This window comes from Paenibacillus sp. 2KB_22, from assembly GCF_052115745.1.
Lineage (GTDB): Bacteria > Bacillota > Bacilli > Paenibacillales > Paenibacillaceae > Paenibacillus.
The window spans coordinates 1358701-1374961 of sequence record NZ_JBFRHG010000001.1; the positions used below are offsets into that span (position 1 = coordinate 1358701).

12 protein-coding genes are annotated in these 16261 nt (G+C 46.9%); 5 read left to right on the forward strand and 7 right to left on the reverse strand.

What is annotated here, in order from left to right:
• The first annotated feature begins 24 nt into the window (after window positions 1–24).
• Both AB4111_RS05810 and AB4111_RS05815 read left to right on the forward strand, forming a co-directional pair.
• Window positions 25–231 (forward strand): hypothetical protein, encoded by a 207-nt coding sequence (locus AB4111_RS05810; RefSeq protein ID WP_442030803.1) that lies wholly within the window; start codon window positions 25–27, stop codon window positions 229–231.
• Between the two features lie 15 nt (window positions 232–246).
• Window positions 247–1368: a GerAB/ArcD/ProY family transporter gene (locus tag AB4111_RS05815; protein ID WP_442030804.1), complete on the forward strand. Its 1122-nt coding sequence runs from the start codon at window positions 247–249 to the stop codon at window positions 1366–1368.
• Between the two features lie 4 nt (window positions 1369–1372).
• Here the strand turns inward: AB4111_RS05815 and AB4111_RS05820 are convergent, their stop codons facing one another.
• On the reverse strand, window positions 1373–1846 hold the full coding sequence (locus AB4111_RS05820) for an RbsD/FucU family protein (RefSeq protein WP_442030805.1): 474 nt from the start codon (window positions 1844–1846) through the stop codon (window positions 1373–1375).
• A gap of 257 nt (window positions 1847–2103) precedes the next feature.
• Between AB4111_RS05820 and AB4111_RS05825 the strand changes: the two genes are divergently transcribed.
• Window positions 2104–2526 (forward strand): MarR family winged helix-turn-helix transcriptional regulator, encoded by a 423-nt coding sequence (locus AB4111_RS05825; RefSeq protein WP_062833722.1) that lies wholly within the window; start codon window positions 2104–2106, stop codon window positions 2524–2526.
• 30 nt (window positions 2527–2556) lie between these two features.
• A complete protein-coding gene (locus tag AB4111_RS05830) occupies window positions 2557–3897 on the forward strand; it encodes an MFS transporter (RefSeq protein WP_442030806.1) in 1341 nt (446 codons plus the stop codon).
• Window positions 3898–4060: 163 nt separating this feature from the next.
• Here the strand turns inward: AB4111_RS05830 and AB4111_RS05835 are convergent, their stop codons facing one another.
• The 4 genes from AB4111_RS05835 to yicI all read right to left on the reverse strand — a co-directional run bounded on the left by AB4111_RS05835 (window position 4061) and on the right by yicI (window position 11889).
• Window positions 4061–5362: an MFS transporter gene (locus AB4111_RS05835; protein ID WP_442030807.1), complete on the reverse strand. Its 1302-nt coding sequence runs from the start codon at window positions 5360–5362 to the stop codon at window positions 4061–4063.
• Window positions 5363–5519: 157 nt separating this feature from the next.
• Window positions 5520–8465 carry a glycoside hydrolase family 3 C-terminal domain-containing protein gene (locus AB4111_RS05840; RefSeq protein ID WP_442030808.1) on the reverse strand — a complete coding sequence of 982 codons (2946 nt, stop codon included), beginning with the start codon at window positions 8463–8465 and terminating at the stop codon, window positions 5520–5522.
• 19 nt (window positions 8466–8484) lie between these two features.
• The gene (locus tag AB4111_RS05845; protein WP_442030809.1) at window positions 8485–9495 is read right to left on the reverse strand and encodes a phosphotransferase family protein; all 1011 of its coding nucleotides are present in this window, start codon (window positions 9493–9495) and stop codon (window positions 8485–8487) included.
• 75 nt (window positions 9496–9570) lie between these two features.
• Window positions 9571–11889, reverse strand: a complete 2319-nt coding sequence (gene yicI, locus AB4111_RS05850; protein ID WP_442030810.1) for an alpha-xylosidase — start codon at window positions 11887–11889, stop codon at window positions 9571–9573.
• A gap of 173 nt (window positions 11890–12062) precedes the next feature.
• On the opposite strand from yicI, the gene AB4111_RS05855 reads away from it, so the two are divergent.
• Entirely contained in the window at window positions 12063–12983 is a 921-nt protein-coding gene (locus AB4111_RS05855) for an AraC family transcriptional regulator (protein WP_442030811.1), read from the forward strand.
• A gap of 57 nt (window positions 12984–13040) precedes the next feature.
• Here the strand turns inward: AB4111_RS05855 and AB4111_RS05860 are convergent, their stop codons facing one another.
• Window positions 13041–13961, reverse strand: coding sequence for a hypothetical protein (locus AB4111_RS05860; protein WP_442030812.1), 921 nt, complete (start codon window positions 13959–13961; stop codon window positions 13041–13043).
• 382 nt (window positions 13962–14343) lie between these two features.
• Window positions 14344–16206 (reverse strand): adenine deaminase, encoded by a 1863-nt coding sequence (locus AB4111_RS05865; RefSeq protein WP_442030813.1) that lies wholly within the window; start codon window positions 16204–16206, stop codon window positions 14344–14346.
• Between the last annotated feature and the right edge of the window lie 55 nt (window positions 16207–16261).

Consider the following 16261-nt stretch of genomic DNA (forward strand, 5'->3'; position numbering starts at 1 on the left):
TCTTTGGCGAAGGAGGTTACATAGTTGTTAGCCGTTTTGGTATTTGCCGGGTTGTTCTTGCTGGATTGGCCGTCCGTAAAAGCAAGCAAAAAAACGATCAGAAGAGCCTATTTCCTACTGCTCGGTCTTTTTCTCGTATGGAATACACTTGCAGTATGCTGGTCTGAGTGGCCCAATCCGAATGATGTGATCCAAGGGCTCTTCGGCTGGGCTAATCATATGATTAAATAAGAGAGGAGATTGACCATGAACCATCTGACTGCCGGACAGGCTTACCGCTTCATGTTTGTTTACCTGTACTCCGAACCGGTTGCCTTTCTATTGCAGCGCTTATTCAAAATGAGTGGCTATCAGGGATGGTTGTCCATCATTGGCGGTTTTCTGATCAGTCTGATCTTCCTCTTCTTTACATACCGTTTGGGTTCCCTTTACCCCGAAAAACCCTGGATTTCCTACGGGGAGGAAATCGTGGGCAAAATGGTACACCGTTTTTATATCGGCTTGATTGTCCTGTTATGTCTGTACTTGTTATCGATTGACGTGGAAAACTTCATTATCTTTCTGCAATCAATGTACTTACCACAGACTCCGATTTGGCTTACATCTACCCTTACTTTACTATGTATCTGTCTAACTGCGCGCTCAGGGCTCGTTACCATTGTATTTATGTCCGAAGGTATTTTTCTGGTGCAGCTCTTCACGTCTACCTTGCTCATGCCAGCTGTAGGGGGTGGTGGTAATCCGGGGATATTGATTGCGATGACAACGCATCACGATTGGGGTGAAATGGTGATCGGATCTCTGTCCACGATGCCCTGGTTCTCCGAATGGATGATGTTCCTCTTCCTTGCACCCATGGTTGCTTTCAAGCGCCCTATGTTAAAAAGCATGTTATTAGCCGGGACCACTGTTGTTATATTTATTGTCGTGTTCTGGATGTTCACTCTGATGAATTTTGGCCCTTATGTTGCCGCTGGGCTTCGCTATCCTTTACTAGAGATGGTGCGCTTTGCCCGTTACGGCGATTTCCTGGATAATCTGGACCCTGTGCTGATCGCGATCTGGTCAACCACCATGTTTACTCGCAGTTCTTTTCTGTTATATGTCGCATCTGTCTGTCTTTCCAAACTGAGTGGCGTCAAACAGCAAAAATCTGTGGTGTATCTGATTGGGGGAACTGCCACTGCCATTGTGCTTCAATACGCCAGAGATCCTGCATCTTATGAACTGGCTATTCGTTCCTTCGCTGTTCCAGTGTACACCGTGCTCATTGAATCCATGCCGATTCTGTACGTTCTGGTATACTGGCTGCGCAGCGGCAAGAATAAAAAGGCGACCAAAGCATCAAGTGCTCCGTCGCCCTCCTAAAGATTCACTTTAATTCAGCATTCTGTTGTTGCTGGAGAGGATCAGCATCAGGGAAAATGACACCCTTTTTCAGAATCAGGTTAGCATACTGTGCGCGCTCTCCGGTTGCAACAATTGCATAAGCACGCGAAGCACGTTCATAAAAATCAAAACGCTCTTCTTGATCGAAAGCATCCGTAATGCCTTCGTGTTCTTCTATTAAACGGCGATAGTCTTCCCATATGATGGGGATCACCTGATCCCCCTTTACAACTTGCATGACAGCGGCGGGACGCTCGGCATAGGTATCCAGGGGATACAATTGCAAGATAGCGTCCAACAACTCAACGACGCCCAGTGCATCACAGCGAACAAGACGTTTGGCATGACTCGCTGCCGGGAAATTGCCATCAGCCAGAACCAACTCGTCCCCATGCCCCATTTCAGACATGATTTTAAGCAACTCTGGAGGAATTATTGCGGGAATATTCTTCAGCATACACAGCTCTCCTTGGTCTTCTCCAACATCGGTTAGAGCGAATTGGTTTTCTCCATACTTCAAAAGTACTCTGAACTTTCATCCATAGAAGCGGTTTCATTTCCATTCTACCAGTATTTTTGGATCATTGCATAGTGAACACCTATGTCCGATATTTGCTTTTTTCATTTTGACAAAATTACTTGTCTAACATATACTTGTTATAACAAGTAATTGATTGGATCAATTTATGATGGAAAGCGAGGTCTCGCAATCACATGGACTACACACTGGAGCAATCTGTCGGATTCATGTTGGGTTTCACGCATCGTAAAGCCGTCGCTTTACTTGCTACGCGATTCAAACCTTATGATATTACGACAGAACAATTTTCTGTCCTTTTTAATGTTGACCGAGGTGAAGGTGTGAATCAGAAGGAATTGGCTGCACGTGTATTTAAAGACCAGCCCACCACAGCCCGGATCATTGATCTGCTTGAGAAAAAAGGCTGGGTAGAACGCCGGACCAGCGAACAGGATCGCAGAGCCTATCTGTTATATCTCACCAAGGAAGGCAAAGCGTTAATCGATATCCTCGTTCCGATCGAAAGAGAAATGAATAAAGAACTTGCTGAAGGTATATCCGAAGACCAGATGGAAGCATTTAAACATACTCTTTCCCTCATTAATCGCAACTTGTAATGAATCACAACTCAGGGGGAATACGTCATCATGAAAGATCAATCTACACAAGTTAGACTATGGACCACCGATTTCATTCTGCTAATGCTGTGCAACTTTTTGTTGTTCTTGCAACTGCACATGATCGTCTCTCCACTTCCGTCCTACGTTCAGGAGCGATTTCATGCTAATGCATTTGAGGTCAGCCTCTTCACCTGTCTGTTTGCACTAAGTGCCATTGCAGCACGACTCTATTCCGCGAAAGCACTGGAAAAGGGTCTTCGTAACGCCATGATCTATATCGGTCTGTCCGTAGCCCTGCTGGCAACGCTCGGCTATTATTTTGCTGCGGGCATAGCCGTGCTTTTATTGCTAAGAATGTTGTTTGGTATCGGGTTTGGTATGAGCAGCACCGCTTTTCCAACGATGGCCTCGGACATTGTGCCCGTCAAACGAATGGGTGAAGGCATGGGTTACTTCGGGCTATCGACTAGCCTGGCTATGTCTATGGGTCCAATCATAGGTGTGACCCTGCTCCAGGGTGCTGGATTTGTAACCCTGATGTTATGTACTGCGGGTGTTCTCGCTGTAATCTATCCACTTAGTTACACGCTGACCCGCAAAAAAGCCGCCAGAACCAATAACAGTGAACATTTCATTCCACAAGCTACAACAAGTGCTTCAGGGTCAAACCCGAAACAGAAGACCCCTTTCAACCGCAAGCTGATTCTGCCCAGTGTGCTGAATTGCCTATTATCCATCACCTATGGTGGGCTTGTCGGATTCATCGTTTTGTATGGTAAGGAAGCCAATCTGGCCAATCCTGCGCTGTTCTTTTTGTTCAATGCACTCGCCGTGTTATTGGTTAGACCATTTGCAGGGCGGATCTATGACAATAAAGGTCCAAAGGCACTGCTCATTCCAGGGGCAATATTCGTTGCTGTCGGCCTCATTCTGCTCTCGTATGCAACCTCCATGTCTGTCCTGTTCATCGCTGCCTTTATCTATGGAATCGGTTATGGTTCCATGCAGTCATCTCTGCAGACCTGGATGATTCAAGTTGTATCTCCTACTCAACGGGGTATGGCTAACGGTATGTTTTTGAACTCGCTGGATCTGGGGATTGCGACTGGTGCCCTTCTTCTCGGCGCCATTGCGGCCATGACCAGTTATACCGATATGTATCGTTATTCCGTGATGTTTATGATTCTGTTCTTGCTTATATATCTGATTCAGGGAAAACGAAGCGGCAGCTTCTCCATTGAACCTCATGCTCTGCTCGCTCATACTCATATCACTGCAACGGAACCACCTCAAGATCAATCCAAGAATTCAGAATCTGGAACCGGCAACACCGAAACTAGCCAGTCTAATATAAGCAAACACGAATGATTGGTTAAAATCATTCTGCTCATAGAAACCAGAAACGCGTTTACACCGAGAAAGCAAATTCATCCGCTTTCTTAGACGTAAACGCGTTTTTATTGGAACAGATCTGAATGTTAAATAAGCTTAAGACAGCTTGGAAATGAACGTATCATACAACGCCTTCTATCTAAAATGGACTTTTCTTGCGACCTATGGGAGCATAACCCCTACTTGTCTCAATTCGATCGATTTGCCGTTCGTCCTGTTTCTGTCCGCTTCCTGAAGTAGGTTGGTCTCCCTTATCCGGTTTAACTGCGAACAATGTAAGTAGTCCTCCTACAGCTGCAGAAGCGGCAAGCACACCAAAAAGCAAAAAATGTTGTTTGCCAATGAGCAAAGAAACAACAGGTGGGCCGAGTGATACACCGATGAATCGCATGCTACTGAACAAAGCCGTAATCGTGCCTCGCTGCTTTTTGTCCACACCCTCAGTAATTAGAGCATCCAGACATGGTAAGGTTGCCCCTATTCCCGCGCTTCCCAATGTGAATAGACCTACGACAACGTAAATATTATCGAAAACTCCAATAACACCCAGCGAAACGGTTACAAGAATAAGTCCTGTGAATCCGATCCACTTCATGCGAGGCTTACTCTTTCCGATCCACTTTCCTGCGAAAAAGGAAAAAAGACACAGTGCCGCTAACGGGATGGCAAGCACGAGACCTTTTACAATGCCTTTCATGGCGAACTCGCTCTCCAATGTCTCGGATAGATAATACAGCACACCAAAAAGAATAAACATACATATTCCACCGATCGCAAACAAGGCGTACAACCATCGTCCTTTTTCTTTTAATACGTCCTTAATGGAAGCCACAAATTCTGTAAAGGTGGGCGGTTTTTCTTTTTTCTTGGGTGTTCTCACCAAGAAAATAACCAGGATCAGCGAAAGAACACATAGAACGGGAATAGCCATAAAGGGTAGATACCATAACCACACTGCCAGTGCTGCCCCCAGAATCGGACTTAACACTTTGCCAAATGTATTCGAAGTTTCAATGATTCCCAGGCTTTTAGATACCTGATCTTCATCATTGAACATGTCCCCAACCAAAGGAATCACAATCGGGAATGCCCCCGCTGCTCCAACCCCCTGCAATAACCTGCCACCTAATATGGTCCAGTAGGCTATATTTCCGTTCAGTATCCATGCAGCCACACCAGCTACAGCACCCCCGACGGCTGCAATGATGAGACTGGGAATAATGATTGCTTTTCTGCCAAAACGATCAGACAAATACCCTGCAAGAGGAATAAGCAGGATGGCAACTACAGCGTAGACTGTAATGAGCATACTGACCTTAAATGCAGATACCTTCAACTCACGTTCAATCTGTGGCAGGATCGGTATAAGCATGGAGTTACCCAAGGTCATAATTAAAGGGATGGAAGCAAGTGCGACGAGGTCCCACTTTTTATCGTTCATACCACAACCACCTTTACAGATTCTACACACAACAGCATTATTGTGCTTGTTTCGGAGGTTGATTATTCAGGACATGCTGGTTGTTACCGCTTGTTCACACAAATAAGCTGTCTGCACGTATTTGTGCTAGACAGCTCCTTGGGTTCATGTTCTACAACTACACCAATCTAAAGTGACGTAAAGCTGCTCCACCTTTGAAAATAATATACAGCTCATTCACCTTATGTGGCGCCTCAAGCGAACACTGGACCGTTGTCCACTTGATATCTTTCCCATTCACACTGCCTCCAGGTCCAGAAACTTCACACACACCGAGCAATTCGCCCTCCAGTCCCCCAGAACGAATCTCCAGTCTGCCCTCTTCCCTATAAGCTGCCACTCTGGCTTCAAATCCTTGCACTTCCTGAACAGCATTATGGTTGAAAGCGATCCAGGATGACTGACCATCTCGATATAAGGGTTCTTTCCGAGTGATTGCCCGAACTGCCGAACGTCCTTCCAGACATTCATCCAGTAGAACACCTGCACAAGCATCGTAATTCTCGGCAAAGGTAAACAAATACAAAGGACGATCAGGAATCGTCTCACCTTCAATCTCAATATCAGCCGACTGGCGTATGTCTGCGGAAGAACGCCCTGCCAGGATGGCCCAGGTCGCTGTCTCCAGGCAGTATCGATCTCGGGTAACATCCCATAGCGCCAGCTTCTGAACAGGAACCTCGAAATGAATCGTAACACACGTCCCTGCTTTCACATGGATACGACGGAAAGCAAGCAGTTGCTTCTGAGCACGTTTCACTCGCGAGGTATATGAAGATCCATAGATTTGAACGACTTCATCACTATCACGTTCACCTGTATTGTGTATCTCCACTTCAATCTTCAAATGATCTGTGTCGGTGCATTCCACCGGAGCACTACGACTTACACGAATCGCCTCGTATTCGAATTCCGAATAGGTCAGGCCATGACCAAATGCATATTGGACCGGTCCTTGGTGATACATATAGGTCATGTCATTCTGAATAATGTCATAATCCATGATGTCAGGAAGCTGGGATTCATCTTCATACCATGTCATGTTCAATCTGCCTGCCGGGGCATAATGGCCTAACAGCACATCCGCAAGCGCATTACCCAATTCCTGACCTGCATGTGTCATATATACGATTGCCCGGGCAATCCCTTTCAACTCCTGTAAGGCAAATGGATAACTTCCCATAATGACAACCACCGTATTGGGATTAGCTTCACACACGGCTTTGACAAGCTCGACCTGATTTGGCGGAAGTAGCAGACTTGGGCGGTCAACTTCTTCTTTGCCGTTGATGTACGGGCTATTGCCAACAACAACGACCGAAGCCTGACTGCTACGTGCAGCTTCTTCGGCTTGTTCTATTCCGCGTGTCACGATGTCGATCTCGAAAGCAGTAGCCTTCTGTATGTTGCTTGGTGATTGATTCGGGCGTCCAGAATCACCAATATCATCCGGAGTTGTACTGGTCGCTGGTTCTGCCTGTGGCGGCACTGGCGATAAAACAGACCGTCCCTGATGTTCGCTCATTCCAACGGGAATACCGTTCCACGTCCACAAGATGTTGCTCCCGTCCGACTGGGGTTCGAATTGGACAACTTCCTTCACAAACCAGCCACCAATCTCTGGTGCATTTGCCTGATAGATGCCTTGCTCGGTTAAACTAACGTATCGATGATTGTTCACACTTCTCAGCGTATGACTTCCCGAGCCCCAATCCTGATGTACAAACTCGGCGGCTGCAGGTGTACTGTCCTCCGGTACAGCGACGAGCGTACCTTCCGCTCCCAAGGAAATAACCTGTCCGTCTGCTGTCTTCAACTGAATACGGTCATTCCCGTCTGTATACGTTACGTCTGTTTGGGGTAATCGATTACGCAGTCCATCGAGAATGGATACACGATAAGGCAGTGTGCCACTGTACCAATCGGTATAGACCACATCGGCAAGTGGTCCAATGACACTAACCTTCTGTAATGCTTCTGGTTTTAAGGGAAGCAATCCATCATTTTGCAGTAAAACAATGGCTTCGGCAGCGGCACGATAACTAAGTTTGGCATGTTCTGGTGCACATAGTACAGACTCGGGTATGGAGGCATACGGGTTACGTCCGGACTGATCCAGTTGTCCAAGTCGCATCCGCACACCGAAGATGTTACGAATTGCTCGGTCCAAATCAGCTATCTCCAACAGCTCCTGATCAAGCGCATCTTCCAGAGCAGATACGACAAGATCAACTTCATCCGTAAGACAATCCACTCCTGCCTTCAACGCACCTGCTGCTGATTCGGCATGGCTGGTATGATAACCGTGATAGTCTACCGTCTGAGACAGATCCCCCCCATCACATACAATAAAACCTGGCATCGCCCACTCGCCCTTAACCACATCATTCACATATGGACTTTCAATGGCAGGTGTACCGTTAATGGAGTTGTAAGCTGTCATCATGGACAAAGCTCCGCCCTCCACAAATGGCGTCTCAAATGCTTTTAAATAATATTCCCGAAGATTGCGCGGATCGATGCTGGATGAACAATTCAGCCGATCTTTCTCGTTATTATTGGCAAAAAAGTGTTTCAATGTAGCGACCATTTTCAGATAAAAAGGATCATTTCCCTGCATACCTTTGACGAGAGCTGCCGACATTTCACCCGTGAGGACCGGGTCCTCGCCATATCCCTCTTCCGTTCTGCCCCAGCGTGGGTCACGTTCCAGGTCAACCGTGGGTGCCCACAAGGTTAACCCATGAACTTCAGGATTACGGTGATGGTATGCCCTCGCCTCATCGCCAATGACTGAACCGATCTCTCGCATAAGTCTCGTATTCCAGGTACTGGATAGACCGAGAGGTTGCGGAAATACCGTTGCCTCCCCTTTCCATGCAACCCCGTGTGCAGCTTCGCCCCCAACGTTGTAGGCTGGGATGCCCAATCTTGGCACAGCTGCTTCGCGTGTAGGAATTAGTCTGATCTTCTCTTCCGTTGTTAATCGTGCAATCAGGTCATCCAACCGTTCCTCAAGTGAACGTGATGCATCCCACATCGGGTATTGATGATACTCCTTCATCCTTCATTCCCCCTACGAATTAGTGATGTCCAAGTTGCTTCCATTGCTCCAGTAAATCCAGCGTACGCTGGCGATACTTCTGACCATCTTCAGGTTGATTGACCTGATGTTCATGAACGTAGGCATTAAAATACGAAGACAGTATTCGGTACGCAAGCCTGCGTGCCTGTCCTTCAGCGGACGGGTCTAGTGGACGATCATATCCTTCATGAAAGGCCACCGATTCTGTCGACAATATGGCTTCATACTCCCTGTCGGCAAACATGGAACGATCCCCGTCAATGATGGCCGCAATGTTTAGCTCGCCCTTTTTCTGATGAACAAGTACATTTGCTTCCCACAGGTCATTATGAACCAGCACCGGATGGGTCACTTGATCGAATAAGTCTTTATTTTTCATGAATATAGCAGCGATTTCTTCGCCCACACCTGACATATAATCGGCTTGTGCCGCTTTAATTGCCGTTTCTTCTGCAAAAGAGTGCAGCACCTCGGACCATTGATCCGAGCCTTTAATCGTCCCATCTCCTTGCGGCCAGCCAAACGATGCACCCTCGATCTGATGCATAATAGCGGTATACACGCCAAGCTGATGATACAATCGCTCTTTGTCCATGCCTGAAATCGATGCGTGATCTAATTGCTTACTGGGAATAAACGCCATAAACATGTACGTTCTTGGAATGATTGATCCGCTGTCATCACAAGCGATAATGTTTGGAGCAGGAATGCCTGCCTTACGGTAATATTCATACACAATCGGTTCAGCCGCCATCATCGTGCGTTCGAACGAAAAAAGGGGATCACTACCCGAACCAGCTGCCATCTCTCCCCGCTCTGGAGCCAAACGTAAAATCACATCCGTATGGGATGCATGATCAAGTTGAATCCGATAGGTTGTATTGAAAAGCCCTCCTTGCAGGAGTCCAAACTCCTTCACTTTGGTATCGCTTCCAAAATTAATCTCTACCAATTGATGCAGCATCTCAGCTGATATCGAACAGTGCAAACCCGAATTCATCGTACTCATTTCATTCAATCTCCTATCCTTGTAGACAAACAGACGGCACCTTGCGGCACCGTCCTTTTCCTTTACTATATCATTTTACAGTTGGATTGTAAGTGAGGTTGCGCCTGTTGCTGCCGTAATAACAACACCAGTTGCACCAGATACTTGGGAACCACCATCAACGTTAGATACACTCTCAATGCCTCGAAGCACCAAGTTCCATGGTTTGCCCGCGCCTTCAGCACGAACTTCCAGCACTGATCCATTACGTGTAACGTTAACTGTTAGCTCCTGTTCAGCAGCTTGGTTCACAACGACAGCTTGAGTCGTTTGGCCATCAGCCAGCTCGAACAAGTGCAGGGATACATCATTTGCAAAGTCGTAATCCGGTTTGCTGTCCACAGCACCCACTGCAATCAAGCTGTTTGGTTTGACCATCATTGGCAGCGTTTTGAAGTCATGGTTTTCACTGATCCAGCGTCCACCTTGTACCTTCGCTCCTGTCAGATAGTTCGTCCAAGTTCCTTCAGGCAGGTAGTAACGCACATCGCCTTCCTTGTTAAAGATCGGTGCCACAAGAATCGAATCGCCAAACATGTATTGGGTATCCAGGCTATATGTTGTTGGGTCCTCTGGGAAATCCAGCAGCATAGCACGCATCATCGGAATACCTTTTACCGTAGACTCCACCGCAGAATTGTAAAGGTACGGCATCAGGCTGATTTTGAGTTTGGTAAAGTCACGAACAACGTCCACGGATTCCTCGTCAAACAACCAAGGCACACGATACGAAGTGCTACCATGCAGGCGGCTGTGTGAAGATAAAAGTCCGAATTGTACCCAACGTTTGTATACGTCAGGGCTCGCTGTGCTTTCAAAGCCGCTGATATCATGGCTCCAGAATCCGAAACCGGAAAGCCCAAGTGAGAGGCCACCGCGAAGCGATTCAGCCATGGATTCATACGTGGAAGAGCAGTCACCGCCCCAGTGAACCGGGAACTGTTGACCACCGGCTGTTGCAGAACGTGCAAACAGGGCAGCTTCGTTTTTGCCAATCTTCTCTTCGAGCAATTCAAATACAGCTTTGTTATAGAGCTGTGTATAATAGTTGTGCATTTTAACCGGATCAGAACCATCAAAGTACACGACATCTGTTGGAATTCTTTCACCGAAGTCTGTTTTGAAGGAATCTACACCTTGATCCAGCAGGACTTCCAGCTTGCTCTTATACCAATTCACAGCATCCGGATTCGTGAAATCAACCAGAGCCATACCTGCTTGCCACATATCCCATTGCCATACGCTGCCATCGGCTGTTTTGACCAGATAACCGTTCTCCATACCTTCATCGAACAAGTATGATTTTTCTGCAATATACGGATTGATCCAAGCACAGATTTTGAGACCCTTTTCTTTCAGACGTGCAAGCATGCCTTCCGGATCCGGGAACATCGCTTCATCCCATACGAAATCAGACCATTGGTATTCCTTCATCCAGAAGCAGTCAAAGTGGAATACAGACAGCGGAAGATCACGTTCAGCCATGCCATCTACGAAATGGTTAACCGTTGCTTCATCATAATCCGTTGTGAATGATGTTGTCAGCCACAGACCAAATGTCCATGCTGGTGGAAGTGCTGGTTTACCTGTCAATTTCGTATAATTATCAAGTACATCCTTTGGATTGTCACCGCCGATAATGAAGTACTCCAGAGTCTCTCCTTCTACGCTGAATTGAACTTTGGATACATTTTCAGATGCAATCTCATAGGATACGCGTTCCGGATGGTTTACAAATACGCCATATCCTTTATTGGACAGATAGAACGGAATGTTCTTATAGGACTGCTCACTGCTTGTACCGCCATCCTCATTCCAGGTATCTACGATTTGACCATTTTTAACAAACGGTGTGAAGCGCTCACCAAGTCCGTAAACGTATTCACCAATGCCAAGATCAAGCTGCTCGCGGAAGTACGCTTCCTTGCTCGGACCTGTAATATAACCAGCCGCTCGTTGACCACTACCAGTAATGCGTTTTCCTCCATACAGGAAGCTGACGTCCCAACCGTTTGTTTTATCGATTTGAACTTCCAGATTGCCGCTTTTCAGAACAGCCCCTTGTTCATTTTTGGAGATCTCAACGTTCGCATCTTGCGTATTTAGCTCAAATACAGGGCCTTTTTTCACTCCGCCCTTATGGTGATTCAACGTTACACGAATAACGTTAGGCATAGGTGAGCTGTACGTTGCTTTCAGCAATGTACCGTTCAACGTGTCGCCTTTGGTACGAATATATTTAGTTGCCGCATATACGGTCAAGGAATTCTCTTTTTGTACAATATCACGAATGTCAGTCGGGTTTTGAATCTGATACCCTTCACGAGTCATCCAGAATCCATCAGTAAATTTCATGTTTTCTTTCCCCCTTTGGTTATATTATAATAATATTGATATTAATAACGAATTTCTTCTCTTATTTTGACTAAATATATCACGATTTTGATAATAATCATCCGATTCTTGAACATCAACACCAATCTATGGAAACGATTACATTAATAATGATACTAAAAGGAGCATCTGATATGGAACGTGAACGATTACGGGAAGACCGGATTCACGGCAATGCCATGTATCCCGTCAGTGTGTACCCAGATATACAACAGCTGAACGGCGATAGCATTCTGGATTGCCACTGGCATGATGAAATGGAGTTCACCATGGTTACTCAGGGCTGCGCGGTCTTTCAGATTGATATGAACACCGTAGAGGTTCAAGCTGGAGAAGCCATTTTTATCAATCGAGGCGAGATTCATGCGGGTTATCTCAAGGGTGATGTTCCCTGTGTATTCTCTTCCATTGTATTTAATCCGGAGCTGCTTGGCAGCCGCACCTTCGATACGGTGCAAGAGAAATTCATCGGTCCACTGGTGCGCAAAACGGTGATTCCCCCCAGTCATATCAAGGCAGATGAGGATTGGGGACACGAAATTCTGGATCTCCTGAAACGTATATTTGCAGACCATGCTACCCGGACCGAAACGTGTGAAATGTCAACGAAAGCGTACCTGTATCTCATATTTGCCCGTATGTTCGAACATATGAGACCTGCTCCGCTCAAAGGCACCATCGCTACAGGCAGTCATGACAAGGTAGAGCGCCTGAAATCCGTGCTCGGGTATATCCACAAGCGTTATCCTGAACCATTGAAGCTGAAAGAACTGGCCGATGAAGCCAATATGAGCGAAGGACACTTCTGCCGTTTCTTCAAACAGATGGTGCAGAAAACCCCGGTTGATTACATTAACTATTACCGCGTTCAACAGGCCTGCGTTCAGCTTGAGAATACCGATCACAAAATTGTTGATATCGCCATGGATGTGGGTTTTGAGCATCTAAGCTACTTCATCACTACATTTAAAAAGCATAAAGCCACCACACCATCACAATATCGCAAAATGTTCTATGAGAACGTGGCCATGGAATCTGCCTTGGTTCAGGTATAATAGAAGAAGGTGCTCACAGCTCTCTAGCTGCAAGCACCTTCTTTATTCATTGGTGTCTCACTTTTTCAGCGTCTTCCATGAAGTGTACTCATGTACGGAGAACCCGTTAAAGGACGCATGTACTGAAGCCATTTTTTCGACCAACTTCAATTGTGCTTCCATGTAAGCAGATCCTTCCTCATAAAAAGTAATGAAGTCGCCTTCCTTACTTTGCTTTGTTTCCACGGCTATAGAGATGGTCTTGCCAAGCAGAGCCGCTTCTGCAAGTTCATCCTTCGCTACACTATAGATTGCAGCAGCTGTATCGCGGTAAGCCATAATGGTGATGGAATCAAACTTGCGAATCATCCAGCTGCTTACAGCCATCGTTGAACCCGGAATTTTGTAGTTATCGAGCCAGAAAGGCAAGTCAGCCGCTACCGGCATCTTCATCCGTGATGCTCGCTCAACAATGTACTCCACATTTCCTTGCCACTGGGTAATCACACTGGCCTGATTGATTTTCCATTGTGGGTGCACATGTGGCTCAATATCCAGATGAATACCAGCAAATTTCTCATTGGACAACGCCTGCGCCTGATATGCCTCGATCCAGTCCAGGAAAGATGCAATCTGCTCCCGACTTTCCGTCAATCCCCAGGCTGATCTTCCATCCATGACGTCCACCGCGATGTTCTTGGCTCTCGCCTGGCGGATAAAACTTTTATACTCAGGAATTTTGATATCCCGATTCAACTGCAGATAGATCGTATTGATCTTGTTGGCTGTAGCGTAATTTAACACCTCTTGAGGATTACTTCGGATCTGGGTGGTATCCCATACCCAAGTCGCTCTCACTGGCACATCAAGTTCTCCATGAATCGTTGCATAACTGTCGACTGACCCATCCGCAATGGCTTTGGAAGAACAGGCTGTACTCGCACACAGGATCAAACAACTCAGTAATACGATAAAACGGTAACCCCTTTTGCTTTTCATATTTGTACACTCCCTCTGAAGTTATCAGCTCTGACGTGCAAATCTGGATGAAATTGTGTCGTTTCATATTCATTTAATGGAACCTTATTAGGTACGACGAATTTGGATTGCTTCTATATGCAATATCATCTTTAAGACTTACGACGAAAGAATCATATAACTATATTTCGGGAATTCGTAGTTCTGTATGTATAGTTCAAAAGTCACAATTATTCACTATTTTCTAAATTGACCCTTATTTCAGCGCGACTTCAGTCATTATTGCCATATGCACACAAAGATCCAGAAGACCTAGAAAGCGTTTTCTCCCAAAACGTACTAAAAAACCGCCCTAAGGCGGCTTTGCATGTATATCCATTTAATTGAGCTCTAGTCGATAAATCTATCCTTCATTACCCGATGAAACTACTGGTGTACTGTCAACCACTTCATCGAAAAGGGAAACCAGTTCAATACCTTCTGCCGAGATCCGCACAAGCCCCTTGTCGGACAACCGTAATTCTGGAATCACTACCAGCGCGAGTAAGGAAAGGGTCATGAACGCATTATTCAACGTACATCCTGCGGACTGTAAAGCTTCACTGATTGCTGCCGATTGGGCTGCAACGACTTCGAAGGACTCAGTTGACATCAATCCTGCAATCCGCAGAGGGAATTCGGTTACACCTGCTACCGTTACCACGGCTACCCCACCTTGCATGTTAATGACACGGTTACCGGCTTCGGCCATCAGGGCATCATCATTACCTATAATTAACAGATTGTGACTATCATGAGCAACCGTCATCGCAATCGCTGCAGGTGAAGTGAAGCCGATGCCTCCAACAAGCGCAACCGCCCGATTCCCGGTTTGTTTGTGACGCTCCAAGACCGCAATTTTGCACACTTCCCCTGAAGTTGAAACCACAACCTTGCCGTTCTCTACGGTGACAGGCAGGTGTTTCTCCTTCGTATCCACATGGTTCTCTGTCACATGAATGATTTTGGCACCAATCGTACCCTCTGGAATCGGTGCAGCAAGTTCCAGATCTTCTGGCTGAATATTAGCTTCCAACTTCACCGTGTTCAGCGCTTCCTCCGGATACGTGAAGCTGTCCCAGACCGCCGTCATTTTCCCGTTCTCGGCCACGACTTGCCCGGCTGCAATCGTCATGCCCACACGTACATCCGCCAGCCGGCCGTCCAGCAGAATAATATCGGCTATATTGCCCGGAATAACCGCACCAATGTCGCGCGCAACACCGAAGCGCTCAGCTGTGTTAATGGTTGCCATCTGGAAAGCCGTGACCGGCTTCACACCTTGGGAGATGGCGAGACGAACCACAAAGTCCATATGTCCTTCTTTGAGCAGGGATTCAGAGCTTCGGTCATCGGTTACCAGCATCATCCGGCGTGTATCCAGTCCAAGCTCCGTACAGGCTTTGATTGTCTCAGCCACATCATGCCACGCTGAACCTTGGCGCATCTTCGCGTACATCCCGAGTCGCAGACGTTCGACCACATCTTCCTTGGTCACACATTCATGATCCCCCGTAACTCCACTCGCTGCGTACGCCGGCAAACGCCAGTCATCTGCTGCCCAGGTGAAGTGACCATCTGCCACCTTGCCAGCCCGGAGGGTCGCCTGAATCTCACCAATCATCGTCTCGTCCCCGTAAACGACACCAGGGAAGTTCATCACTTCCCCAAGGCCAATCATGTCCGGACCCCAGGAAAGAGCCTCAGCCACCTCTTCAGGCCCGATATAAGCACCTGTTGTCTCCAGTCCTGGATGGGTGGAAGGCACACAGGAAGCCACCTGCATATAAGCAGCCATCGGTGTGGTCCGCGCTTCATCCAGCATCAGACTCAGACCTTTGAGACCAAGCACGTTGGAGATCTCATGCGGGTCAAAGAAACCTCCCGTCGTGCCTGAAGGCAATACCGCTCTCGCAAACTCGGTTACTTTCATCTGTGTACTTTCAATATGGCAGTGTCCATCCAGCAAACCAGGAGCGATATACTTGCCGTTCGCTTCAATAATCCGGGTATGTTCTCCGATCGTGTGGCTTACATCTTTACCAACATAAGCGATTCGAGCTCCTTGTACAGCTATGGACATCTCAGGCAAAATCTCACCCGATATCACGTTTACGAGCGTGCCTCCCCGAATGACCAAAGTCGCTGGCATATCTCCCCGGGCTGTAGCGACCAGATCCGGTACACAATCGGCCATAAGCGGCCGTTCAAAAGATGATTTGTTCATATTGTTGCCTCCTTTAATAAACGATCCAAAAAAAATATATTGTTACGATTATATG

Coding starts and splice junctions, on each gene's coding strand:
- AB4111_RS05815 (WP_442030804.1), top strand. CDS start 247: ATGAACCATCTGACTGCCGGACAGGCTTACCGCTTCATGTTTGTTTAC.
- AB4111_RS05820 (WP_442030805.1), bottom strand. CDS start 1,846: ATGCTGAAGAATATTCCCGCAATAATTCCTCCAGAGTTGCTTAAAATC.
- AB4111_RS05825 (WP_062833722.1), top strand. CDS start 2,104: ATGGACTACACACTGGAGCAATCTGTCGGATTCATGTTGGGTTTCACG.
- AB4111_RS05830 (WP_442030806.1), top strand. CDS start 2,557: ATGAAAGATCAATCTACACAAGTTAGACTATGGACCACCGATTTCATT.
- AB4111_RS05835 (WP_442030807.1), bottom strand. CDS start 5,362: ATGAACGATAAAAAGTGGGACCTCGTCGCACTTGCTTCCATCCCTTTA.
- AB4111_RS05840 (WP_442030808.1), bottom strand. CDS start 8,465: ATGAAGGAGTATCATCAATACCCGATGTGGGATGCATCACGTTCACTT.
- AB4111_RS05845 (WP_442030809.1), bottom strand. CDS start 9,495: ATGAGTACGATGAATTCGGGTTTGCACTGTTCGATATCAGCTGAGATG.
- yicI (WP_442030810.1), bottom strand. CDS start 11,889: ATGAAATTTACTGATGGATTCTGGATGACTCGTGAAGGGTATCAGATT.
- AB4111_RS05855 (WP_442030811.1), top strand. CDS start 12,063: ATGGAACGTGAACGATTACGGGAAGACCGGATTCACGGCAATGCCATG.
- AB4111_RS05860 (WP_442030812.1), bottom strand. CDS start 13,961: ATGAAAAGCAAAAGGGGTTACCGTTTTATCGTATTACTGAGTTGTTTG.
- AB4111_RS05865 (WP_442030813.1), bottom strand. CDS start 16,206: ATGAACAAATCATCTTTTGAACGGCCGCTTATGGCCGATTGTGTACCG.